The sequence below is a fragment of the Paenibacillus tritici genome, from assembly GCF_018207515.1.
Lineage (GTDB): Bacteria > Bacillota > Bacilli > Paenibacillales > Paenibacillaceae > Paenibacillus_AQ > Paenibacillus_AQ tritici.
Map to the genome: position 1 here is coordinate 7,050,357 of NZ_CP073365.1, position 24,870 is coordinate 7,075,226.

Annotated in this window: 20 protein-coding genes; 1 reads left to right on the forward strand and 19 read right to left on the reverse strand. The window is 50.8% G+C overall.

The window, feature by feature from the left end:
• Positions 1–40 precede the first annotated feature (40 nt).
• Genes KDC22_RS30355 through KDC22_RS30365 form a run of 3 tightly spaced genes read right to left on the reverse strand, consistent with a single transcriptional unit; the run spans position 41 to position 2,934 of the window.
• The gene (locus tag KDC22_RS30355; protein WP_211721332.1) at positions 41–1,822 is read right to left on the reverse strand and encodes a hypothetical protein; all 1,782 of its coding nucleotides are present in this window, start codon (positions 1,820–1,822) and stop codon (positions 41–43) included.
• A gap of 13 nt (positions 1,823–1,835) precedes the next feature.
• Complete coding sequence (locus KDC22_RS30360; RefSeq protein ID WP_211721333.1) at positions 1,836–2,384, reverse strand: type II secretion system protein; 549 nt, start codon at positions 2,382–2,384, stop codon at positions 1,836–1,838.
• Positions 2,368–2,934, reverse strand: coding sequence for a type IV pilus modification PilV family protein (locus KDC22_RS30365; protein WP_211721334.1), 567 nt, complete (start codon positions 2,932–2,934; stop codon positions 2,368–2,370). The genes KDC22_RS30360 and KDC22_RS30365 overlap by 17 nt, the downstream gene beginning before the upstream one ends.
• A 264-nt stretch (positions 2,935–3,198) precedes the next feature.
• Here KDC22_RS30365 and KDC22_RS30370 point away from each other — a divergent pair, with 264 nt between their 5' ends.
• Positions 3,199–3,984 carry an alpha/beta hydrolase gene (locus tag KDC22_RS30370; RefSeq protein WP_173136194.1) on the forward strand — a complete coding sequence of 262 codons (786 nt, stop codon included), beginning with the start codon at positions 3,199–3,201 and terminating at the stop codon, positions 3,982–3,984.
• A 180-nt stretch (positions 3,985–4,164) separates the two neighbouring features.
• Here KDC22_RS30370 and argH read toward each other — a convergent pair whose 3' ends face one another.
• From argH to fliD, 16 genes are all read right to left on the reverse strand, one after another.
• On the reverse strand, positions 4,165–5,580 hold the full coding sequence (argH, locus tag KDC22_RS30375) for an argininosuccinate lyase (RefSeq protein WP_211721335.1): 1,416 nt from the start codon (positions 5,578–5,580) through the stop codon (positions 4,165–4,167).
• Positions 5,581–5,702: 122 nt separating this feature from the next.
• On the reverse strand, positions 5,703–6,938 hold the full coding sequence (locus KDC22_RS30380) for an argininosuccinate synthase (protein ID WP_173136190.1): 1,236 nt from the start codon (positions 6,936–6,938) through the stop codon (positions 5,703–5,705).
• A gap of 616 nt (positions 6,939–7,554) precedes the next feature.
• Positions 7,555–8,523, reverse strand: coding sequence for an ornithine carbamoyltransferase (argF, locus tag KDC22_RS30385; protein WP_211721336.1), 969 nt, complete (start codon positions 8,521–8,523; stop codon positions 7,555–7,557).
• Entirely contained in the window at positions 8,520–9,812 is a 1,293-nt protein-coding gene (locus KDC22_RS30390; RefSeq protein WP_211721337.1) for an aspartate aminotransferase family protein, read from the reverse strand. Before KDC22_RS30390 ends, argF begins: the two co-directional genes overlap by 4 nt.
• Positions 9,813–10,124: 312 nt before the next feature.
• Positions 10,125–10,943 carry an acetylglutamate kinase gene (gene argB, locus KDC22_RS30395; RefSeq protein ID WP_211721338.1) on the reverse strand — a complete coding sequence of 273 codons (819 nt, stop codon included), beginning with the start codon at positions 10,941–10,943 and terminating at the stop codon, positions 10,125–10,127.
• Positions 10,944–11,165: 222 nt separating this feature from the next.
• A complete protein-coding gene (argJ, locus tag KDC22_RS30400) occupies positions 11,166–12,398 on the reverse strand; it encodes a bifunctional ornithine acetyltransferase/N-acetylglutamate synthase (protein WP_211724247.1) in 1,233 nt (410 codons plus the stop codon).
• Between the two features lie 22 nt (positions 12,399–12,420).
• On the reverse strand, positions 12,421–13,470 hold the full coding sequence (gene argC / locus KDC22_RS30405; RefSeq protein ID WP_211724248.1) for an N-acetyl-gamma-glutamyl-phosphate reductase: 1,050 nt from the start codon (positions 13,468–13,470) through the stop codon (positions 12,421–12,423).
• A gap of 169 nt (positions 13,471–13,639) precedes the next feature.
• Positions 13,640–14,524 (reverse strand): YitT family protein, encoded by an 885-nt coding sequence (locus KDC22_RS30410; RefSeq protein WP_173136181.1) that lies wholly within the window; start codon positions 14,522–14,524, stop codon positions 13,640–13,642.
• Positions 14,525–14,596: 72 nt separating this feature from the next.
• Positions 14,597–15,731, reverse strand: a protein-coding gene (gene prfB, locus KDC22_RS30415; protein ID WP_246553115.1) for a peptide chain release factor 2 whose coding sequence is annotated in 2 segments (ribosomal slippage) — positions 14,597–15,637 and positions 15,639–15,731 — 1,134 coding nt in all. Because the reading frame shifts where the segments join, the coding sequence is not laid out codon by codon here.
• 552 nt (positions 15,732–16,283) lie between these two features.
• Complete coding sequence (gene secA, locus KDC22_RS30420) at positions 16,284–18,788, reverse strand: preprotein translocase subunit SecA (protein WP_173136179.1); 2,505 nt, start codon at positions 18,786–18,788, stop codon at positions 16,284–16,286.
• A 311-nt stretch (positions 18,789–19,099) separates the two neighbouring features.
• On the reverse strand, positions 19,100–19,657 hold the full coding sequence (gene hpf / locus KDC22_RS30425; protein WP_173136177.1) for a ribosome hibernation-promoting factor, HPF/YfiA family: 558 nt from the start codon (positions 19,655–19,657) through the stop codon (positions 19,100–19,102).
• 256 nt (positions 19,658–19,913) lie between these two features.
• Positions 19,914–21,374, reverse strand: coding sequence for an S-layer homology domain-containing protein (locus KDC22_RS30430; RefSeq protein WP_211721339.1), 1,461 nt, complete (start codon positions 21,372–21,374; stop codon positions 19,914–19,916).
• Positions 21,375–21,794: 420 nt separating this feature from the next.
• Entirely contained in the window at positions 21,795–21,992 is a 198-nt protein-coding gene (locus tag KDC22_RS30435) for a cold shock domain-containing protein (protein ID WP_019915069.1), read from the reverse strand.
• Positions 21,993–22,233: 241 nt separating this feature from the next.
• Positions 22,234–22,569 (reverse strand): flagellar protein FliT, encoded by a 336-nt coding sequence (locus KDC22_RS30440; RefSeq protein WP_211721340.1) that lies wholly within the window; start codon positions 22,567–22,569, stop codon positions 22,234–22,236.
• Positions 22,562–22,972: a flagellar export chaperone FliS gene (gene fliS / locus KDC22_RS30445; protein ID WP_211724250.1), complete on the reverse strand. Its 411-nt coding sequence runs from the start codon at positions 22,970–22,972 to the stop codon at positions 22,562–22,564. The genes KDC22_RS30440 and fliS overlap by 8 nt, the downstream gene beginning before the upstream one ends.
• Positions 22,973–22,990: 18 nt before the next feature.
• Positions 22,991–24,862, reverse strand: coding sequence for a flagellar filament capping protein FliD (fliD, locus tag KDC22_RS30450; protein WP_211721341.1), 1,872 nt, complete (start codon positions 24,860–24,862; stop codon positions 22,991–22,993).
• Positions 24,863–24,870 lie beyond the last annotated feature (8 nt).

The following is a 24,870-nucleotide window of genomic DNA, read 5'->3' on the forward strand; positions in this document are numbered from 1 at the left end:
CCCGGCCAGCATCCAGCAGATGTGAACCGGGGGTTATTTCCTATTTCAGTTGAAGCTCCTCTACACTGATATTAATGGATTGAACACGAGGCAATCCCGCTTTCTGATCGGTGAACACCCTATTGTTATAGGAAGCGTTGAATCGGATCTGGCTATCATCCTGGCTAACCAAGAAGTTTCCATCCTTATCTGTCGCTGCACCGCGAACAGCGTTAATCGTCAAATTCCCTTTGGCAAAAAAACCTCCGCTTAAAGAAAAAACAGAACCCACACCGTACAACAGCGCATCTGAATCCGTATAAAAGAAGGCCTCCAACGGCTTAGCCAACGAAGCATTGGTAAAGGCAGCCAAGCGATTGATTAAAATAGGACCCTGCGAAATTAGAACAAGCTCTTTATCATTCAACCCCTGAATTGAAGCATCTTCTACAATAGTGGTGTACTCCTCTTCAGCTCCTGTCAACGATGCCTGCTGCAAAGCAAAGATCGTTGAATCGAATTCAACATTTCCTCTAATTTCCACTTTTCCCGTGACGAGAATATTCGCTTTTACTTGCACAGGCGTGGGGCGTCCAGAATTGTCGATCTTCAGATTACCATCAATGATGTACCAGTTGGTATCCTTATTCGCATATTGAATTCCAGCGAGTTCAATACCATCCAAGGTTAAATCCCCTTCGTAAACAAGAGATCTGCTTGGCTTGGTTAGTTGTTTCACTATTTCATCATAAGCCTCTTGGGCTTCCAAGCCGGCTTCTGTAGTATCAGCCGGATCAGGCTTCGGAGGTAGAATCTCCGGATGATCAAATATTGCACCATAGGTACTAATCAGATATTCGCCTAAAGTTCCATTCTGCACATTGTTAATAATTTCTGAGCGTAAGGCAAGACCACCCGCTGCTTCTGCCACCTTATCTGCAAAAGAAGAAACGACATCCACTTCTACAAAACTGCGGTGGTTCTTGATCTTCACTTTATCTGACGGAATTTTCCCCGTCATATCAGTAGTCGGGGTTATTCTATCCGCAGACAGCTTACCCAAGAACCGGTCCTGATAGATTAACTTCTGCAGTGATTGGACATGCGCCTCTCCTTCTAGCTGAAATAACTTGGAGTAAAATGTATGATCTACTCCTCTATAGGAGTAGTTAGCAGTATCACTGATCGTTAAATTGTCCCCAGCGTATATATTCCCCTTAATGTATGGAGAACCGTTTATCGTCAGGTTACGCTCAGAACCCAACGTGTAATTGAGAAAATCAAGAAAAGTATCAATAACCATTACCTGCGATAAATTTCGGACAACCCCATTAACCTCAGCCTGGGAGTTCAACGTCAAGCGATAGCTGAGATAGCTGACAGGAAGACTACTCGTAGGATCATTATTATTCTCGTAGTCGACACTTGTAATCACGCCTAACGCTTTCCCCCCATCTGACTGTAATAAATTAGTGCTAGCATGTAGTATATTCTGATCATCTTGTAGATTCTTCAGAAAAAGTTCAATGGCCTTCTCCAGTTCCGTCTGGCTGACTACAACATTGTCCTGGATGGTTTTATTCAACCCAGCCGTTATATAAGCCACAGCCTCATCCAGTGTCTTCTCCGCCAAATGCAGACTCTGCACATCATTCTTACGCGTCTCTGTACGCTGTGCGCCTCCAACGGCAGCCGTAAGCACACTCAATCCCAGAATGGTCAGGAGCAGCACAATAAACATAACCAGCACCAGGGCAGAACCCCGTTCTTCCCGTAAGCGTCCGGCGAAGCCCTTCCAATTCTCAACTCTCTCATGGCGTATTGATGGTCCAGCTCCAGGCATGGGCTGCTTCCTCCTAAAATCCGAATTTACTCTTCATTTCCATCGTGTAATCCCTGCCATCATACGCCTGTGCCAGTTCGAGCGTAATTTCAATTAGTCCGCTATCGCAAGGCGAAGCACTTGTGCAGAACCTTCCGTCAGGTGTTGCTGAAGAAATGAACGAGCCGGTCAGATCAGATTTCACCGCTGTCCGGGAGTCATTGGAGGGAGCATCCGTTTCAGCACCAATGACCAGTTTCCCCTGAGTGAAGGCGATCTTAACCACTTCTTGGGTAAGGTCGGTATCACTTTTTCTCTTTTTTAGCAAAATCCCATCACTACTGCTTGTTAGCTCTACCCGTTCCGGAGCAAATATGTATAACTCGTTTATGATCGAAGACATAATGAGGTCTGCCTCGTCTCTGAGCGAATTTTCAATGGTGATCTTGTGGTAGCTGCGGAATCCGAACATAGTAACCATAGAAATGATACCCACAATCATTGAAAATAAGGTTATGGCAGCGATAAGCTCAATCAGTGTAAAGCCCTGCTGTGACCTTAGACGGTCAACGTATTTTCTCATCGGCAATATACCCCTCCACTACCGTGCTGACTGTATTCGCATTAGGACCGCCCGGTCCAGTGACCTCTACCTTTATAGGAATCAGATAAGGAGCCATCCCCTTCTTGCGTGTGTCCAGGAGCATCTCCTCATGCAGATCTGCCTGGTAGGTTATGTTCACCTCATATTCAATATTGTTGATAAAAGGATTCAGCACTTCAGGCAGCACCTCTCCATTGATAAATACCGTTTTGTAATTACAGACCACAGCATTACACTGGGCGGCTTCAATTTTAGGATGCGCCTTCGGACTGGTATCGTCTACATTGAAATATCGGCCCATCGCTTCGAAATCCTGCTTCTCCATATAAAACAGCGCGTTCCGTGCCAGATTGACCATGATCGTCTTGTTCTGGTTGGATTTCGAATAGGAGAGGGCGTTGGTGAAGTAGGAGGTCAGGACCAGGGATACTATGGATAAAATAACGATGGCGGCCAGCACCTCAATCAAGGTGAAGCCTGCTTCCTGGCCCCGCTCCCGGCTTCGGTTCCATTGGTCTTTCCAGGACATTGTGTTCGCTCCCTATACTCTATTAGATTCCATCGTTGAGCGGTCCCATGCAGCAGAATACAGGCTTCGCTCCCTCGCTGCTTGGATCGCATCTGTGTCTAGAGTCCTGCTTATTCTCTGTTTCTCTGAATCTTTCTACCTACTCCCATTATATTCTTTCCTCTCGGGGACCAGCAATGCTTGATGATAATAAAACTAGAGAAATCTACAATTTATCTCCGGTTGGGGCTGTGCTATCATTTGGGCAGAAAGGGGATATGTACAATGGCTTTGATTGAATGCAAGTTCTATTCGGAGGTGCTGGGACTCAGTACTTCGATGACTGTAATTCTGCCGCAGCAGACTACCACGCAGATTGGAATGAGCAACGTATCCAGGGGGAAGCTTCACCCAACGTTGTACTTGCTGCACGGCTTGTCTGATGATGATTCGATCTGGCTCCGCCGGACTTCGATTGAGCGTTATGTGGCGGAGATGGGAATCGCCGTGGTTATGCCGCAGGTACACCGCAGCTTCTACACCGATATGGCGGCAGGCGGGCAGTATTGGACGTTTATCAGTGAGGAATTACCGGCGCTGGCTCGTTCCTTCTTCCCCCTGTCTCCAAAACGTGAGGATAACTTCGTAGCGGGGCTGTCGATGGGCGGTTATGGGGCGATGAAGCTGGGGCTGCGCAAGCCTGAGAACTGGGCTGCAGCGGCGAGTCTGTCGGGAGCACTCGATATGGCGCATAATTACTTGAACTTTGAAGATTCAGCGCAGAAATCCAAGGATTATCTGCAGGTTTTTGGAGACAAGGACATTACAGGCACTCCAGAAGACCTGCTGTGGCTGCTTCAGGAGGTTAACCGCTCCAAGGGGCCGAAGCCGCTTCTCTATCAGTGCTGTGGCACCGAGGATTTCCTCTATGAGGACAATCAGGTCTTCCGTAAGGCCTGCGCCAAGACCAAGCTGTCTCTAACTTATGAGGAGGGGCCGGGCCAGCATGAGTGGGGGTATTGGGACACCAAGATCCAGGATGTGCTGAAATGGCTGCCGCTAAGCAAGTAGAGTGCTCCTGATTGTAAGCGGATACGGGTAATTCAAGTAACCCCTTTATCTATTAAGTGAAGTATATAATCCCATCGTTTGACAAAAAAAGACTGTCCTACCGCATCTAACCGATGCAAGTGGACAGTCTTTGGTTTATCTTCTATATCCGCTGCCAGAGTTGGCGGCTCTTATTCTGTATTACTCCGCAGCATTCCCATGCTGCTTCACCCATTCACCAGCGGCCAGCAGGGCGGCCTCGGCCCGTTCAATGGCGGCCTGTACCTGGACTGTAGCTGTGCCTCCGTATACATTACGGGCGTTCACAACAGCCTCGGGCTGGAGAACCGCATAGATCTGATCGTCGAACAGCGGCGAGAACTGCTTGAATTCCTCCAGCGTCAGATCCAGCAGGAATTTACCTTCGTTGATACAGTACAATACAGTCTTGCCGATCACTTCATGCGCCTGGCGGAACGGCAAGCCCTTGCCCACCAGGAAGTCTGCGATATCGGTCGCGTTGGAGAAGTCGGTGTTCACCGCTTCGCGCATCCGCGCTTTGTTCACCTTCATAGTGGAGATCATCGGCGCGAACAGTTGGAGCGCTCCGGTAAGAGTAGCTACTGTATCGAACATGCCTTCCTTATCTTCCTGCATATCCTTGTTATAGGCCAGCGGCAGCGACTTCAGTACGGTCAGGAGTCCGATCAGGTTGCCGTAGACACGGCCTGTTTTGCCGCGTACCAGCTCTGGCACATCCGGGTTCTTCTTCTGCGGCATGATGCTGCTGCCGGTGCAGAAGGCATCGTCCAGCTCCACGAAGCTGAATTCCGTGCTGCTCCACAGCACCAGCTCCTCGCTGAGCCGGGACAGGTGAGTCATGACCAGGGCTGCATTCGCCAGGAACTCCACGATGAAGTCCCGGTCGCTGACCGCATCCAGGCTGTTCTCATAGACGCTATCGAAGCCAAGCTGCTCAGCCACGAAGTGGCGGTCAATCGGGAACGTGGTTCCCGCCAGCGCCCCTGCACCCAGCGGCAGCACATTAATCCGCTTGTAGCTGTCGGTCAGGCGCTCCGCATCGCGGCGGAACATCGACACATACGCTAGCAGATGATGCGCGAACAGGATCGGCTGTGCCCGCTGGAGGTGGGTATAACCCGGCACAATGGTCTCTACATTGTCTTTGGCCTGCTGGATCAGCGCATCCTGCAGATCATGCAGCAGCGCTACGAGTTCCACCACACGGTTACGCAAGTACAGGTGCATATCTGTAGCCACCTGATCGTTACGGCTGCGGCCCGTGTGCAGCTTGCCGCCGACCGGACCGATCTCTTCGATCAGGTTCTTTTCAATATTCATGTGGATATCTTCATCGGCTACGGAGAACACAATCTCACCCGCCCGCACCTTCTCCAGCACCTTGGTCAGTCCGTTCTTGATCGTCTCCACATCATCCTGCGGCAGAATGCCGCATTTGCCCAGCATCGTGACATGGGCCAGACTGCCCTGCACATCCTCTTCCGCCAGCACTTTATCGAATTCGATGGAAGCCGTATACTCCTCCACCAGCTTGTTGGTCCCTTTGGTAAAACGTCCGCCCCACAGCTTGCTCACCTGTTGTTCCTCCTCGGTTGACGTTAGAAGGGCCGCCCCTGTCCGTATGGGAGGAACGGCCTGCTTCTATCCGCTTCTATTGTGTCTGATTCTATAAAATGCCGCCGAGCGGCCACCTTCTGCTACTTGTTAGACTCTGCTACGCCCGCCGACACCTTCAGACGCAAGGCATTCAGACGGATGAAGCCGGTCGCATCGCCCTGATCATAGGCTTGGGTAGGGTCTGCCTCCATGGTGGCGATATCCGGATTGTACAGGCTGACCGGACTCTTCACTCCGGCGCCAATGATGTTGCCTTTGTACAGCTTCACGCGTACGGTACCGGTTACGTTCTTCTGGCTCTCCTTCACCAGAGCCTGCATCGCAATCCGTTCAGGTGCGAACCAGAAGCCGTTATACACTAGCGTGCTGTAACGGGTGATCAGGCTGTCGCGCAGATTCATCACTTCACGGTCCATGGTGATCGACTCCATTTTGCGGTGAGCAGTGAACAGAATCGTGCCGCCCGGTGTTTCATACACGCCGCGGCTCTTCATGCCGACAAAACGGTTCTCCACCATATCCACGCGTCCGATCCCATGCTTGCCGCCAAGCTCATTCAGCTTCTCCATGACTTGCAGCGGGGATAACGGCTCGCCGTTCAGCGCCACGCAGTCGCCCTTCAGGAAGTCCAGCTCCAGATACTCGGCTTCGTCCGGCGCATCCTCCGGGGCATTCGACAGCAGGAACATTTCTTTGTTCTCCGGTGCGCTTGGATCGAACCATGGATCTTCCAGCACGCCGCTCTCATAGCTGATGTGCAGCAGGTTGCGGTCCATCGAATACGGCTTGGCTGCGGAAGCCTGCACGGGGATACCGTTGGCTTCAGCATAAGCGATCATCTCGGCGCGGCCCGGGAACTGGTTGCGGAACTCTTCCAGACGCCAAGGTGCGATGACCTTGATGCTAGGCGACAACGCAGCCGCATTCAGTTCAAAGCGCACCTGGTCGTTACCTTTGCCGGTAGCTCCGTGGGCAATGGCTGTAGCGCCTTCAGCGATGGCGATATCCACCATACGCTTGGCGATCAGCGGACGGGCAATGCTTGTTCCGAGCAGATATTGTCCCTCATACAAGGCGCCTGACTGGAACATCGGATAGATGAAGTCATTCGCGAATTCGTCGCGCAGGTCATCAATGTAGACTTTGGACGCGCCGGTGGCGAGGGCTTTCTCCTCCAGGCCATCCAGCTCTTCCTTTTGACCGATATCGGCTGTAAAAGCAATAATCTCCGCATCATACGTTTCTTTCAGCCATTTCAGAATGACTGAGGTATCCAGCCCGCCGGAATAGGCGAGTACTATTTTTTCTTTTGCCATGGGGGTTTAGCTTCCTTTCGGTGTGGGAGGTTATAAGATAAACTGCAACATCATAAACGGGTTTTGGGCGTCACTACAGAGAATATTTGGACTTCCGGCCGCTGTTGTCTACAGATTTCTTGATTTATAGCCGCTGATCGCGGTTGAAATCCGCAGACAAAGGCGGACGCTGACGCTCCTACAGTTCCAAAATTCCCCTTCGTTCCTTCTAAACCCTCTTACTTAAGTTCCCGTTGATCTTATATATGTGTGTTGTATATACAATTAAATTACTTTAACTCCTCGCTTCCTGAGGGTTAGGCGTGCCCCGATTAAGGTGCAGGTGGTAGGCTTAATTGTACTCTGTACAACTAAATCGTCTGATATAACGCAGAATGTGCGTTTAGCTGTATTTCGTGCAATTAAAATGCCCCTATACCTGGATTCTCGCCCCTTCGGGCAGATATAGTTGTACAGAATACAGTTAGAAGAGGACAACCCTTCGTTTCACTGTTTTTAGTTGTACAGAATACACTTACCTCTGAATGTCCGCTTACAACGTAACTTCATACCTTACCGCATTCATGGAATGAACTCATTTCTGTGCTCCTGATGCTCTGCTAGGCTCCACCTACCTCTAGCCCATCAAAGCCGCCATAAGCGCCTTCTGCGCATGAAGACGGTTCTCTGCCTGATCGAAAATCACAGAGTTCGGGCCGTCGATCACGCCGGTGCTGACCTCTTCCTCACGGTGGGCCGGCAGGCAGTGCAGGAACAGATAATCGCTCTTCGCACCCTTCACAAGCTCCTCATTGACCTGATAGTCCTTGAACGCCGCTTCACGCGCCAGCTGCTCGGCCTCGAAGCCCATGCTCGCCCATACATCCGTATAGATCACATCAGCGTCCTGGACCGCCTCCTGCGGGCTGCGGGTAATCGTGATGACCGAGCCTGTCTCCTTGGCGATCTCGCGTGCCTCGGCCACTACAGCCTCGTCCGGCCCATAGCCCTCCGGTCCGGCAATAGAGACATGTACGCCCAGCTTGGCGCCGCCGATCAGCAGGGAATGCGCCATATTGTTGCCGTCGCCGATATACGCCAGCTTCAGGCCCTTCAGCTTGCCCTTGTGCTCGTAGACGGTCTGGTAATCCGCCAGCACCTGGCAGGGATGCGCCAGATCGCTAAGGCCGTTGATTACAGGAATCGAGGCATAACGGGCCAAATCTTCCACTTTATCATGGCCGAACGTACGGATCATGATACCGTCCAGGTAACGCGACATGACCTGGGCCGTATCACCAACCGTCTCGCCGCGTCCGAGCTGGATGTCATTTTTGCTGAGGAACAGCGCATGACCGCCAAGCTGATACATGCCTACTTCAAATGACACCCGTGTACGGGTAGAGGATTTCTCAAAAATAAGGCCGATCGTCTTGCCCAGCAGCGGCTGGTAGACCTCACCGTTCTTCTGCTTACGCTTCAGTTCAATCGCCAGGTCAATCAAATACGTGATTTCCTCCGGGCTGTAATCGTTCAGCTCGAGTAGATCACGGCCTTTGAGCTGTGCGGCAATCATCTCTGTAACGCCTGTTGTCCCCTGACTCATGAACTTACCTCCCCGTTTGCTGTATTAGCATAAGTATGAATTAGTTCCGAAAGGATGTCCACCGCCTGATCAATTTCAGCGGTAGTTACATATAGATTAGGCAGCAGCCGGATGACATTCGGTCCCGCCTGAACGAACAGCAGTCCGCGCTTCTGTCCGGCGAGCACGATCTCCGCTACCGGCTCCTTGCATTCAATGCCGATCAGCAGGCCTTTGCCGCGAATCTCCTTCACAAATGGGGTATCCGCCAGCTTCTCTCTGAGCAATCCGCTTAAGTAGTCCCCCATCTCCGCAGCCCGCTCCGGCAGCTTATCTTCCAGCATCGTCTCAATCGTCGCTTCCATCACCGCTGCGGACAGCGGTGTGCCGCCGAAGGTGCTGGCATGGCTGCCCGGGCTGAACGCCTCGCGCAGGTAACCCTTGCCCAGCATGACGCCTGCGGGGAACCCGCTGGCTACGCCTTTGGCCAAAGTGAAGATATCCGGCTCAATGCCGTAATGCTGATGGGCGAACAGCTTACCCGTCCGTCCCATCCCCGTCTGGACTTCGTCCACGATGAGCAGTAATCCGTGTTCCTTGCACAGCGCCACTACTGCATCCAGGAATTCCTGCTGCACCTCAAGGACGCCGCCCTCAGCCAGCACCATCTCCAGCATGATCGCCGCTGTATGCTCGGTAATCGCTGCCTTCAGCGCCTCCAGATCATGAAGAGGAACGGTCTTGAAGCCTGCCGGAAGCGGCAGGAAGCCTTCTTTTACCTTCGCCTGTCCGGTTGCTGTCAGCGTAGCCAATGTGCGTCCGTGGAAGGACTGCTCGAACGTGATGACTTCATAACGGTCCGCCCCCTTCACCTTCTGGTGATACCGGCGCGCCAGCTTGATGGCCGCTTCATTCGCTTCCGCTCCGCTGTTGCAGAAGAAGACCTGATCCGCACAGCTATTCTCAGTAAGCAGCGCAGCCACCCGCTCCTGACCCGGAATGTGGAACAGGTTCGAGACATGCCACAGCGTATCAATCTGCGCCTTCAGCTTCTCGCCGACCTTCTCCGGGGCATGACCCAGACTGGTTACGGCCAGCCCGCACATGAAGTCCAGGTACTTGTTACCCTGATCGTCCCATACCCAGCTGCCTTTGCCCTTGACCAGACTGAGATCATATCTGGCATAAGACGGGAATATCGCACTCAGCTTGGCCGGAGCTGGAGCAGCCCCCTGTTCCTGCGTTTCGGCTGAACGTCCCTGCGGCGCCCCTGTCAAAGAATCTTGTTCTGTCTGCGTAAGCTCACTCATTCTTAGTCACTCTCCCACCATGCTGCTGCCGGATTCCCGCCAGCGCGTCTAATTTACTTGCATTATATAGATTGAACTAATGCTTTTGATGTTTTGGGATTGGCCGTGACTCCAGAGAAGTTTTGGACTTCCGGCCACTGTTGTCTACAGATTTCATGAATTATACCGTTTTTAACGGTTGAAATCCGCAGACAAAGGCGGTCGCTACAGCTCCTCCAGTTCCAAAATTCCCCTTCGCCACTTTTCCCTTAACTTAAGTTTAGAGTTCAATCTATATAGCTTAACCATGCTCTGGTTCCTGCCAATTGCATTCTAAGACCTTACAATCCGTGTCCCCAGCTGCTCCCCGCGCAGCACCCGGCTGAGTACACGTGGCTCCTTGCCGTCTACAATGATAACCTCTGACACCTTGCCCTGAATGCAGTCCATGGCTGCGCGCACTTTGGGAATCATCCCGCCGTAGATTTCGCCGCCTGCAATCAGCTCTTCAATCTGTGCCACGGTCACGGACGGAAGAACAACCTTCTCCCCGTCCACCGTCCGCATAATTCCCGGCACATCCGTAACCACGATCATACTCGGCGAGCCTATATAGGAAGCCACCGCTCCGGCAGCGGTATCTGCGTTGATGTTATACCGCTGGCCTTCAGCGTCCACTCCGACCGGTGCAATGACCGGAATATAGCCCATTGCGAGGATACCCGTCACAATCTCCGCTTGGACCCCGGTCACTTCACCTACCAGACCGACTTCGTTATGATTGGCTACAGGACGCGCCATGATCAGGTTGCCGTCCACGCCCGACAAGCCGAGCGCCTGTCCCCCGCTGGCCTGAATCCGGCGGACAATCGCCTTGTTGATGCTGCCGGACAAGGTCATCTCGACTACATCAAGCACCTCTTCCGTCGTCACCCGCAAGCCGTTCACGAAGCTGCTCTCAATGCCGAGCTTCTCCAGATTGCCGGAGATCGCCGGGCCGCCGCCATGGACGATGACAGGCTGGTTCCCGCTGAGCTGCAGCTCCCGCAGATCCTCGAAGAACGAATCCGGCAGCGCAGCCAGCGTACTCCCGCCGCATTTCATCACGAACAGGCCACCGCCCGGCTGCTTCTCTATAGAATCCAACGACATCTCTCAGTTACCTCCCTATATTGAACTTAAGAGCCTAACGCAAAAGCTCAGTCGTCACTACGGTGGATATTTGGACTTCCGGCCGCTGTTGTCCCCAGATTTCATGAATTAACCCGCTCTTCGCGGTGGAAATCCGGTGACAAAGGCGGTCGCTACCGCTCCTTCAGTTCCAAAATCCCCCTCCGATCCTTCTCGCTTTTTGCTAATCTCCATCCCTTACAGCTACGTACGGTAAGCCGCATTAATCCGCACATAATCATAGGTGAGGTCGCAGCCCCAGGCAGTAGCGCTGCCGCTGCCGTCTGCTAACGTTACTGTGATCAGCACCGTGTCGCTCTTTTGCAAATAATGCAGAGCCTTCTCCTCATCAAAAGCCACCGGACGTGACCCGCGCAGCACCTCGATCTCACCCAGCTGAATATCTACCCGTTCCGGCGAGACCGGAACTCCTGCGCGCCCTACGGCAGCGATAATCCGCCCCCAGTTGGCATCTGCACCGAAGATCGCCGATTTCACCAGACTGGAGCCGACCACGGTCTTGGCAATGGCTGCCGCTGCATCATCATGCACTGCGCCGCTAACCTGAACCTCAATCAGCTTCGTCGCGCCTTCCCCATCCCGGGCAATCGCCATCGCCAGACTCCGGCACACATGCGTGAACGCCGCGGCAAAAGCCTCCCAGTCCGGATGCAGCCGCGTCAGCTTCTCATTCCCGGCCAGACCGCTCGCCATAGCAATCAGCATATCATTCGTGCTGGTATCGCCGTCCACGGTAATCATATTAAAAGTAGTGTTGGTCGCGCCGCGCAGCAGGCTGAGCAGATCTTCGCCATCAATGACCACATCCGTGGTCATGAACCCCAGCATCGTCGCCATATTCGGGTGGATCATCCCGGAACCCTTCGCTGCACCGGCAATGATAACCTCAGTCCCGCCTACTGATACTTTGACGCAGCTTTCCTTTTTCACCAGATCCGTTGTCAGAATCGCCTGGCTGAATTCCTCCGCACCGAAAGCTCCGCCGTCCAGCTTCTCCGGCAGTCCGGCAATCCCGCTGCGTACACAGTCCATCTTCAGCAGCTCGCCGATTACTCCGGTTGAAGCCACCGCCACATCCAGCTCATTCACGCCCAACTGGCGGGCAGTGGCAGCGCGCATCTCGTACGCATCCGCCTCCCCCTGATCGCCAGTACAGGCATTGGCATTGCCGCTGTTCACGATTACCGCCTGCAGCGTTCCGTCCGCCAGACTCTCCCGTGTCACCTTCAGCGGAGCCGCCTGAAAAACATTCGTCGTATACACCGCAGCAGCCGTCGCCGGCACCTCGCAGAGAATCGCGGCAAGGTCATTTCGCTCTGTTTTTTTGAGACCGCAGTGCAGGCCTCCGGAAGTGAAGCCCTTGGGTGCAGTAATGCTGCCGCCCTCAACAATGGTATATAATTGTTTCTCGCTCATGTGTGTGTTTGACCGCAGCTTGTTATGGATACACTGGTGTGTAACCAAGACCACGGGTTTCCTCCCATCCCATCATCAAATTCAGGTTCTGAATCGCCTGCCCTGCCGCGCCTTTTACGATATTGTCGATAACCGACACAATGGTGACCCGTCCGGTACGTGCGTCTGTCGCGAAGCCGATATCGCAGTAGTTCGATCCGCTGACTTCCTTCGTCGCCGGAATTACTCCGGGCTCGCGCACCCGCACATAAGGTCTGCCTGCATAATACTTACGGTATAAATCTACGAGTTCCTGTTCGCTGTGTTCACCAGTCAGCCCGGCATACATTGTCGTCATAATCCCCCGGTTCATCGGCACCAGATGGGTAGTGAAGGTTACGGTGACTTTCTCCCCGGCAATATCGGTCAGCACCTGCTCAATTTCCGGAATATGCTGATGTTTGTTGATTTTGTAGGCTTTGAAGTTCTCATTGATCTCGGCAAAATGCACCATCAGGCTCGTTCCCCGCCCGGCCCCGGACACCCCGGATTTCGCATCAATGATGATGCTGTCCGGTTTGATCCAGCCCGCCGCCAGCGCCGGAATCAGCCCCAGCAGCGTAGCTGTCGGATAACAACCCGGGTTCGAGATGAACTCCACTCCCGCCGCACGTTCGCCGTACACCTCACATAAGCCGTATACTGCCTGCTGCAGATAAGCTTCAGGAGGAGCCGGATGCTTATACCACTGCTCATACTCTGCGCCATCCTTCAGCCGGAAATCCCCGGACAGATCGACAACCTTGAGTCCTGCATCCAGCAGCCCGGGCACCAGCTTCGCGCTCACTCCCGAAGGGGTAGCCGTGAATACGACATCCGCCCTACTGGCAATCTCCGCTGCATCTACACCATCCAGCTTACGCTGCACGATCCCTGTCAGATGCGGAAAACCTTCCTCAATCGGCGCACCAGCACTCGAAGAGGAGATGACCGAAGTTATCTCTATATCAGGGTGGCCCTGCAAGAGCCTGATCAGCTCCACGCCCCCATATCCCGTTGATCCGACAATCGCCGCTCTCAGCTTGCCTGTCATTGTCATCCCTGCTTCCCGTTTCTCATTTCTACCATTATCGCCCATGAATAACCGTCCTGCAAATATGTATTATTATACGACCGAATTAATATAAATACAACATGTTACGTTAACTTTATTCAGTCCCTCTCCCGCAAAAAGAAAAAGCGCAGAACCCCCGGCAGGGAGTCTACGCTTCTCTTTTGAACCCTTCGCCCAGCACTTCATGGGCCTCGGTTATAATCACAAAGGCACCCGGGTCTACCGAGCGGACAATCGCCTTCAGCCTCGTAATTTCATTCTGGCCGACGACGACCATCAGCACCGTACGGTTGTCACCGGTATAACCGCCTTGCGCATTCAACTTGGTCAGGCCGCGGTCCAGATCATTCAGAATCGCCTGTGAGATCTCCTCCGTATCATCAGAGATGATATACGCCACCTTCGTGGTGCTGAAGCCCACCTCCAGCGCGTTAATCACCCTGCCGGTGACGAACAGCCCGATCAGTGCATACATCGCCTGCTCCATCCCCAGCACGAAGGCCGCCAGCGTGATCACCGTACCATCCAGCAGCACGACGGACAGCGAGAAGCTGAAGCCGGTGAGTTTTTGAATAATCTGCGCTGCTATGGTCAGTCCGCCTGTGGAGCCGCGCCCCCGGAAGACGAGGCCCAGGCCGAGCCCTACCCCAATCCCTCCATAGATCGAAGCCAGCAGCGGATTCTCTGTCGGCACAGGTCCATCCTTCGTCAGGAAGATGAACAGCGGCAGCACAAAGCTCCCTAAGAGAGAGCGGATACCATACTGTTTGCCGAGGAACACGACACCGAGAATGAAGAGCGGAATATTAAGCGCCCACTGGGTAAAAGCCGGCTCCGCCCCAAACCACTCCTCCGCCAGTACCGACAACCCCGACACCCCGCCGGAAGCAATCTGATTCGGGAGGAAGAACAGGTTGAACGCCAGCCCTGTGATCAGCGAGCCGATCAGAATAAGCGCAATATCCACCGTATGCCGCAGCGGCCCGTTCAAGGGAATGAGCGGAGGTTTGTTGCGTGAATTGATTTTTTGCATGGTTGGCCGGACTCCTTTATGTTCAGACAAAAATCCCTACACCTCCGAAGACGCGTAGGAATAGGATTACGTTTATTCAGTTTCCGTCTTAATCTGGCTGCGCAGATACCCGTCAATGAACCCGTCCAGATCGCCGTCCATCACCGCTCCAACGTTGCCTGTCTCCACAGCGGTGCGGTGATCCTTCACCATGCTGTAGGGATGGAATACATAAGAGCGAATCTGGCTGCCCCAGGCAATCTCCGATTGCTCGCCGCGGATCTCGTCGAGATGGGCCTGCTGCTCCTGGATTTTGCGCTCATAGAGCTTGGAACGCAGCATCTTCATCGCCTGTTCCCGGTTCTTGATCTGTGAACGCTCATTCTGACACGTTACCACGACTCCGGTTGGCATATGCGTAATCCGCACCGCCGAGTCTGTAGTATTGATGTGCTGACCGCCCGCGCCGCTGGCCCGGTACGTATCAATCTTCAGATCCTCTGTGCGGATATCCACCTCAACGTCATCCGCTATCTCCGGTACTACATCGCAGGATACGAAGGAGGTATGCCGTCTGCCTGAGGAGTCAAAAGGTGAAATCCGCACCAGCCGGTGAACCCCCTTCTCCGCCTTCAGGTATCCGTACACATTGTACCCTTTAATCAGCAGCGTTACACTCTTGATCCCTGCCTCGTCGCCCGGCAAATAATCAAGCACATCTACCTTGAAGCCCCGCTTCTCCGCCCAGCGTGTATACATACGCAGCAGCATCTGGCCCCAGTCCTGGGATTCCGTGCCGCCTGCACCGGGATGCAGCTCCAGGATCGCATTCAGCTTATCGTACGGCTGATTGAGCAGCAGCTGCAGCTCGAACTCATCTACCCTGCCGCTGACGCTGCGGATCGTTCCGGCAATCTCAGCGGCCAGCGCGTCATCGCCTTCTTCATCCGCCAGCTCCGCCATCATGGCCGCATCGTCATAATCCTGCTGCAGCTTCTCGTATTGGTCAACCACCGACTTCACGGCATTCATCTCGCCGATCACGCTCTGCGCCTTCTCGGAATCATCCCAGAACCCGGGAGCCGCCATCTTCTCTTCGAAGTTCGCTATAATCTCCAGCTTCAGGTCTAAGTCAAAGTGACCCCCTAAGATTAGTTAGTTTCTTGCCTATTTCACGCAGGTCCTGCTTCACATTAGGATCGATCACTTGGATCACATCACCTTTCATAATTGAATATTGCGCCGGGCTGCCGGTTTGGATGTTTGGCGGATAGGCGACGCAGCTTCTGATCGCTGCTTCACCGCTCTTAAGAAATGCCTGTCGGTGTACGCCGTAACTGCGGGAAATGTTTGGACTTCCGGCCGCTGTTAGGATTGAATTTCCTTATTTAAACTGCTCATCGCAGTAGAAATTCAATCCTAAAGGCGGACGCTGACGCTCCTACAGTTCCAAACTTCCCCTCCGTCACTTCCACCTCAATTGCAGTTCTAAAGAACAATTCCATCCGCTTCCTTTGAAGCGGCGGCCCTCTTCCAGCAAACATCCAAAAAAGCAGCCGGGCCGCAAACGGGGAGTCCCCCGGGCCCAGCCGCTTTGTATTGTCATTATAACCTAAGTGCCGGTGAACCTAACCGGAAGTGCGGTATGGTGAAAGGTATTCGCAGCTTCACGCCTGCTCATTATTTCACCGTGCACTAACAGAACCGGTCTTGAACTCCTAGATCGCGCTGTTCCAGCGGGTTACTTAACCTCTCAGACTCAGCCGTAACTTTGTTTCTCTTACACCTGGCCGTGACAGTTCTTATATTTCTTGCCGCTGCCGCATGGGCATGGATCGTTACGGCCGACAGTAGATTCCACATGCACCGGACGTTTCTCCGCAGGCTCTGCATTGGTAGAGATCTTATCTTCCTCCACTACCGATTGCCGTTCCTGATTCGTCTCGATGTGCGCCTTCATAATGTAGGTCGCTACTTCTTCCTGAATGTTCGCCGTCATAGCGTTGAACATCTCGAAGCCCTCGAATTGGTATTCGCGCAGCGGATCAGTACCGCCGTATGCACGGAGGTGAATCCCTTGACGAAGCTGATCCATAGCATCAATATGATCCATCCATTTGCTGTCTACGGAACGAAGTACAATGACCTTCTCGAATTCACGTACCAGTTCGGAGCCAAGACGCTCTTCACGTGCAGCATACTTCTCAAGTACACGGGCGAAGATGAATTCGATCATTTCATCTACTTCTTTGCCCCACAGATCATCGCGGGTCAGCTCATTCTCTTCCAAAAGCTTGCTGTTCACATAATCCGCAACCTCTTGCAGCTCCCAGTTCTCCGGGATATCGTCACTGCAGTGGGCATTAACAATACGGTCGATGACCGGCTTGATCATTTCCACTACGATGTCTTTGATATTGTCAGACTCCAGAATCTCGCGGCGCTGCTTGTAGATAATCTCACGCTGCTGGTTCATGACGTCATCATATTGCAATACGACTTTGCGGATATCGAAGTTGTTGCCTTCTACCCGCTTCTGGGCAGATTCAACCGCTTTGGTAATCATGCGGCTCTCAATCGGCTGATCTTCCTCGAATCCAAGACGGTCCATCATGTTCAGCACGTTGTCCGCGCCGAAACGCTTCATCAGCTCATCCCCGAGGGACAGATAGAACTGTGTTGAACCCGGGTCGCCCTGGCGTCCGGCGCGTCCGCGAAGCTGGTTATCAATACGGCGCGATTCATGGCGTTCCGTACCAATAATATGCAGACCGCCAACATCAGTTACACCCTCACCCAGTACGATATCCGTACCGCGTCCGGCCATATTCGTGGCGATCGTTACTGTTCCCGGCTGACCGGCAAAAGAGATAATTTCGGCTTCTGCCGCATGATGCTTCGCATTCAGCACCTGGTGTCTTACACCCTTGCGCTTCAGCATTTCCGATACCCGTTCGGAATTCTCAATGGATACCGTACCTACAAGCACCGGCTGATTCTTTTTGTGGCGTTCCACAATTTCCTCAACTACAGCGTTGAACTTGCCGTTTTCGCTTTTGTAGACCACATCCGGCATGTCAATACGCTGATTCGGCTTATTCGTAGGAACCTGAAGAACCTCAAGACCATAAATCTTCTTGAATTCCTCTTCTTCCGTCTTCGCAGTACCCGTCATCCCGCCCAGCTTACGGTACATCCGGAAGTAGTTCTGGAAGGTGATTGTAGCCAGCGTCATACTCTCATTCTGGACCTCAATCTCTTCCTTCGCTTCAATAGCCTGGTGCAGCCCATCGCTGTAACGGCGTCCCTGCATCAGACGGCCGGTGAACTCATCGACGATCATAACCTCGTCTTCGTTAACCACATAATCGACATCCCGGCGCATAATAGCGTTCGCCTTCAAAGCCTGTACAATATGATGGTTCAGGGTTACATGGCTGTGGTCATACAGATTCTCTATTCCAAAAGCACGCTCAGCCGTAGCCACGCCCTTCTCGGTCAACGCAACCGACTTCACCTTAATATCGACGGTGTAGTCTTCTTCGGCCGTCAGCTTCTTCACGAAACGGTCTGCTGCGTAATACAGCTCTGTCGATTTCTCAGCCTGGCCGGAGATGATCAGAGGTGTACGCGCTTCATCTATAAGGATGGAATCGACTTCGTCAATAATACAGAAATACAGCGGGCGCTGTACCATCTGTTCCTTATAGAGAACCATGTTGTCACGCAGATAGTCAAAACCAAATTCATTGTTCGTTCCATACGTAATATCGCAGGCATACGCCGCTTGTTTATCATTATGGTCCATACCGTTGAGGTTGACGCCAACGGTCATGCCCAGAAAGTTATAGATTTGTCCCATTTGCGCACTGTCGCGCTGAGCCAGATAATCATTTACGGTTACGACATGCACGCCTTTACCCAAGAGTGCATTCAGATACACCGGCAAAGTACCCACCAGTGTCTTGCCTTCCCCGGTCTTCATCTCGGAGATCCGGCCTTCATGCAGCGCCATACCTCCAACTAACTGAACGTCAAAATGCCGCATGCCCAGCGTCCGTTTGGATGCTTCGCGTACGGTTGCAAATGCCTCAGGAAGAATCTCTTCCAGGGTTTCGCCCTTCTCAAGACGGGCACGGAACTCTACTGTCTTAGCCTGCAGCTCTTCATCCGTAAGCGATACGAAATCCGGCTCTAGACCATTGATTACTTCGACCGTCTTCATAAGACGTTTAACATCCCGTTCATTAACGTCGCCAAATATTTTCTTCACAAGTCCTAGCATGGTTAACCCCTTTCATGCAACACAGATGGTGGAACCGAGCCCATGCTCAACAAATTGAAAGGGCCATATATGATTTCGATTCCGCTGCTTCATAAATTGTAACAGTTTGTAAGAGATGCCGCAATACAAGCTGCCCTAACCTTATTCTGTATAATCCTCTTATATAAGGAGAGAAGATGACATTTTAACGAAACTTCTATATATACGCACAAGAGCCCTATTCGCTTCAGGCGAATAGGGACTCGTCTAATTGTCCACGTTAGGCTGAACCGAAGCCCTTCCTTATTCCAGCAATTCCCGGTCCGCTAGAGTTAATCTTGTTCGATCAGACCATACTTGCCGTCATCACGTTTGTAAACAACGCTTACTTCAGAAGTATCAATGTTGGAGAACACGAAGAACGTATGACCAATCATGTTCATTTGCAGAATCGCTTCTTCCACATCCATAGGCTTCAAGGTGAACCGTTTGTTCCGCACAACCTCAAGATCATCGTAATCCTGTTCCTGATCTTCAACAGCAACGGCACTAGCCGAACCTTCTACGAACAAGGTCTTCAGACTGCCTTCCTGACGGAACTTGCGATTAAGCTTAGTCTTGTGCTTGCGGATCTGACGTTCCAGCTTGTCCACTACGGCATCGATGGATGCATACATATCATCGCTGCGGTCTTCGGCACGAAGCGTCACACCGGCCAGAGGGATTGTAACTTCCACCGTATGAAGGCCGCGAACGACGCCAAGCGTCACATATCCTTCAGAGGTAGGGGGTGCATCGAAATACTTCTCAAGTCTGCTGAGCTTCTTATCAACATAGTCTCTCAAAGCGTCGGTCACTTCAATTTGTTGACCTCGAATGCTGAATTGCATGGGGCACTCCTCCTTTGTTTACCTTTTCATTATAACAAATTGTCAGAGCTAAGTAAAAAACAAATCATGACAGCCTTTACATTTAGCTAACAAAAGATGTCATAGACCTCGCCTTACAATAAACAGGTCCGGCTAGAGCATGATGTCGCCCTAGCCGGACCCATGTACGGCTGCTGTATTATCTCACGTTGCAGCCAGAATTATGAATGATTGCAATCCTGCAGCAGGAATGATGTCCTGTATTCATATATCCTGGTTATTTAGCAGTATGAATACGCAGAATCTCTACAGGCGACAAGCTGCCGCCAGTACCAGAAACGAAGAAGACTTTGTACGCTGTATCGGCACTCAGTCCGTTCAGCATAAAACTGTGTTTTGCCATAGGAGCCAGTGTAGAAGTTGATCCAGCCCAAGTTCCTGTTAACTGAGCGCCAGCACTATTCTGCCCGTTAGCAATCTGCAGTGCGGTTGGGTCAGCTTCAGTTGCTTTGACTACCACATATTTCAGCGGTGTTACTGGTGCGGCCATCTGCCCGTAAGCTGCATAGACTTCTGCTGATACCGTTCCTATGCTAGTTACTCCAACCTGTGTAAGCGATGTGGCAGTGCCTGCTGCTGTCTTCAAGCGAAGCGGTGTTACGCCCGACCAATTGCCTGAATTATCAGCCAGAGCAACATATACAGTATACTCAGTACCTGCACTCAGACCATATACAGAGAAAGCAACGGTTGTATTAGCAGTTACGGCTGTTTTGCCGGAATGAACGACTGTTGTTCCTGCCGCAGCCATTCCGTCTTTCACTTGCGCTGCAGTTGGTGCTGTTACGTTCATGCTGTAAGGAGCAACTACATAATACACAGCTCCCGTTACAGATGGCGTAACATATACATCTGCGGTAACCGAACCCACATGACCGTAGGTTACATTGCTAACGGAAGGCAAGGTCACGCTGCCGCCTCCGCCTCCGCCACCGCCGCCGCCAGTACCTCCACCACCACTACCGCCAGGAACAGGAGTAGCTGTTGGGCTAGTAGTTGGCACTGGAGTTGCTGTAGGAGCAGGGGTTGTTGTAGGTGTTGGCATTGGGGTTACTCCACCACCAGTACCCGGCTTATGCATAACCGAGTTGCTGATAATTCCGACTGCTTCAGCACGGGTAAGCGATTTCTTCGGCCCGAACGTTCCGTCAGGATAACCGTTGATGATCTTCTTGCCAGCCGCTGATGCTACTGCAGCTTTGGCCCATGCTGAGATCTGGGCATTGTCCTTGAACTTAAGTGGAGTAGAGCTTGTACTCAGCTTAAGCACCTTGGCAGCAATAACTGCTGCTTCCTGCCGGGTGAGCGGATTATTGGCCCGGAAGGTATTATTCTCATACCCGCCAATGTAACCAGCCTTCACAGCCTTGGAAACTTCGCTATATACCCAGTTTGATTTCTTCACATCGGTGAAGCTAATGGAAGCCGTGTCGGTGAACCCGAACAGGCGATTGATCAATGCCACATATTCACCACGGGTAATCGCCTTATTCGGCTTCACCGTTCCGTCAGGATAACCGCCCAGGTATCCTTTATCCAGCCAGCTCTGCAGTTGCTTCTGCGCCCAGTGTCCTTGAATATCCTTGGGGGCAGGCGCTGCGGATACACTTCCCAGTGATCCTAGCAGCATTGAAATACCCAGTACTCCGGCCGTAAGGCCACGCCACAATTTCTTCATTCTTTTGTTCATCCTCCTGTGATTTTGATGGGCATAGGCTTCACTGCATGTCTTCTTACAAAAGCTCTTTCGGAAGCATACGCCTAAGCTAATAATGAGAGTGCAAACTAGGCAAGAAAAAAGCCCAACGGTTCTCATTACCCATATTTTGGAGATGATAAACACTTTTCCAAACTAAATTTTACAAAATGTCCAAATAAGTTATCTTTTATTCCAAATTTGAAGAATATTTATGAATATAATGTAAAATAACCTCGTAAAATGCGCTCTGCTTTGAATGCTCTGGAGGGTTGCTTCTCTCGATTCTGTGCACCTTCAAACACATAAAAAAGACCCCAGGGAATATCCCCAGGGTCTACCGCTAGCGTTGTCTCAATTGCTAACCATCTACCATATATGTAGGTCGGCTTCGCCGGATGATTATAATTTGATGACGTTAGCTGCTTGTGGTCCGCGTGCGCCTTCAACGATATCGAACTCTACGGATTGACCTTCATCCAATGTCTTGAAACCGTCAGTTTGAATCGCGGAGAAGTGTACGAATACGTCGCCACCATCGGCAGTTTCGATGAAACCATAACCTTTTTCTGCGTTAAACCATTTAACTTTACCTTCCATTGACTAAACATTCCCTTCGTCATCAGATGAACGTGAGTCTTGCTCACAATTCGACTATACCACCGCTGCTTCTCTATTGTCAATTGGAATAGTAAATGGTTACATGCAATATTTTACCATACCCTAATTAACCTCAGAAAAAGCCAGATTCGGTGAGATAAGGTACAAAAAAAGGAGCAGACGATTTAAAAATACCCGCCTGCTCCCCGGCTGAAACAGGGAGAATCTATTATTTTTTCCGTTATTTTTTCCGGTCCATTAGGAAGCTGTCCGGAGTATACGCCGTCTCGTATGCGTTGCGTTGGATTTTGGCTTGACCGCGTTTCTGGAGGAAGTCTTGGGCTTCGAGGCGATGGGCATTCATTCGTGCCATGATGGCCGGATCTTGCTCCAGAATTCGACGTAATATCTCTTTTTGTGCAGGGGTCATCTGACAATTTTCGACTTCTTCCCCAATGGCTTCGACAAGCTTCTGGCGTTGTTCTACGAAGGCTTCGAGTTCTTCGTAGGTAGATTCAGGTAGCTGACCTGAGATATTTTTTGTTAAACACTCTAGTTGATTAATCAACTCATCCATGGGCGCCTTCAGGTGACAGCGGGGTCTGTCCCTGCCCTGCAACTATTTTGGAAGCTTGTAACCATGTCTCCCGAAGTTCTGTCAAGTATCCAACCGCTTCCTCAGCCTTTTCAGCATCTTTTCGGATGTTCGCCTCTATAAGCAGAAAGCTTGTATATTCATAGAGTGAATAGAGTCCTTCAGACACCTCGTAACTATGATCAAGCGTACTCATCAACTCACTAACAATCGTCTGTGCTTTTCCAAGATTTGTATTTGTTTTTTCGAAATCATTTTTTTTCATTCCATCTAGTCCAGCCCGAATAAATCGAATTGCCCCATCATACAGCATAATTACTAATTGGGCAGGTGTAGACGTCTGCACAGAAGACTGGCGGTATTTATCGTAAGGAGAATTAAGCAATAATCTCACCCTTTTATACTAATTTGATGATAACCCTAAGCTAGATAGCAGACTGGAGGATTGGGATTGCAGCTTGCTCATAGCTGTTTCCATAGCAGTAAATTGTTTATAATAACGATTCTCGGCAGTGACCAGGTTTTTTTGCATAGTATCAAGGCGGCTGTTATATCCTTTTAAAGTTCTACCAATAACATTCTCAGCCTTGTAAGACCCTGTAATACTAGCAGAGAATCGATCCGTTCCCGCTTTCTCAGAGAATCTTTCAAGTGCAGTCTCTGATATTTTCACCAGTTTGTCGAATAGCCCACTTCCAGCATCACTAGTAGGTCCCTGAAGTAAGTCAATGATCTTCTGAGGATTCTCAGAGATAGCTGTTTTCAATTTAGATTCATCCAGATACAGTTTACCATTCTCATAATATTGCCCTGTCGTAATTCCAATGGAACTGAGATCGCCTAGTTTTCCAGTGATGAGCATCCTCATTGAGGAGACTGTAGATCTTAAAATATCATCATTTTTCAAGAGTCCACTTTGCGCCTTTTCAGTCCAAGTCTTGATATCTGCTTCTTTCATATCCTTCTTCTGTTCTTCAGTTAAAGGAGCAAAATCACGATATTTCACTTCACTTGTTTTTTTATTCAAAAGTTCAATCATACTGTTATAATCTTCAATAAATCCTTTAATCGTTTCAATTGCTGTAGAAGAATCCGTTTGAGTATTAATAGTCGTAGTTTTATCAGCTGCGGAGGTTTCCAATAAAGTTAATGAAACCCCGTTGATTGTAAAGTTATTCGAATCTTTCTCTATTTTGGTTCCATTAATTGTTACCTGTGAGTTCAATCCGGAAGAATACGTCTGTACTCCATTAAAGATATCAAGTAATGTGTTTTCTCCTACGCCTGTTCCAAGTTCAATAGTTCCACCAGACTCGGATTTAAAGGAAAACTTTCCTTTGCTCAAGTCAAAGGCCGCTGTAACGCCAACAGCATCTAATTGACTTATAATATTATCTATCGAATCAGAACCCTTAAACGTAATTGAATTACCGCTATTAATACCTTTAAAGGACAATTTATATTCTTTATTTAAATCGGTACCCGTAAAAGGCTCAGTAGCTCCAGCCAATTTAGCAAGAGTTGTACTACCTGTAAACCCCGTCCCCTTTGCACTATTTGTTTCTATAGCTGCTTTTTCGGTAGGAACTCCTTGGAAAAGATCCATAATACTTTCTCCACTTGTGATCGTTCCTAGTTCAACCTTCCCTTCAGCTCCGCTCGTTTTAGAGCGAATAAATAGTTTACCAGTAATTTCATCATAGCTTGCAATGGCATTTGCCTTTGCATTGGCATTGATAGTTGATACCATAGTCGCAATACTAGTTTTTCCAGTAAATAGAGGTTTCCCGTTATTATCCTTGAAACTTTCACCATTAATCGTGATGGCAAACTCTTTACTAAGCAATGCTTCTTGGTCATTGGGAGGAAGTGTTGTCACCGCCGGATTAAAAAGCTCCGCAAGTGTTGTTTGGCTTGACTTTCCTGCTCCTACACCACGCGTTTCAACAGTTGCTCGGGTAGCCAATCTTTCAATACTGACTTTCATTTCCGTTCCAGTAGCCTCAGCAGTAGCCTCCGCTTTGAGTGCAGTTGTATTACCAGTGATAACTGCCTTGTTAGCATTTAACGCACTATTAAATCCATATTTATCTGTGAGTTGAGCACTTTTAAACTGATAAAGTTTACTGTTGATTTCGCGATAACTGTCCCTTTTCCACTCTAGCAATTGCTTATCTTGTACAAGCTTATCGAAAGGAACACGCTTCGCAGCCATCATGCTCTTGACCATACTATCGATATCCATACCTGAGAATCCATTAACTCTAGTAACCACTACTGCAC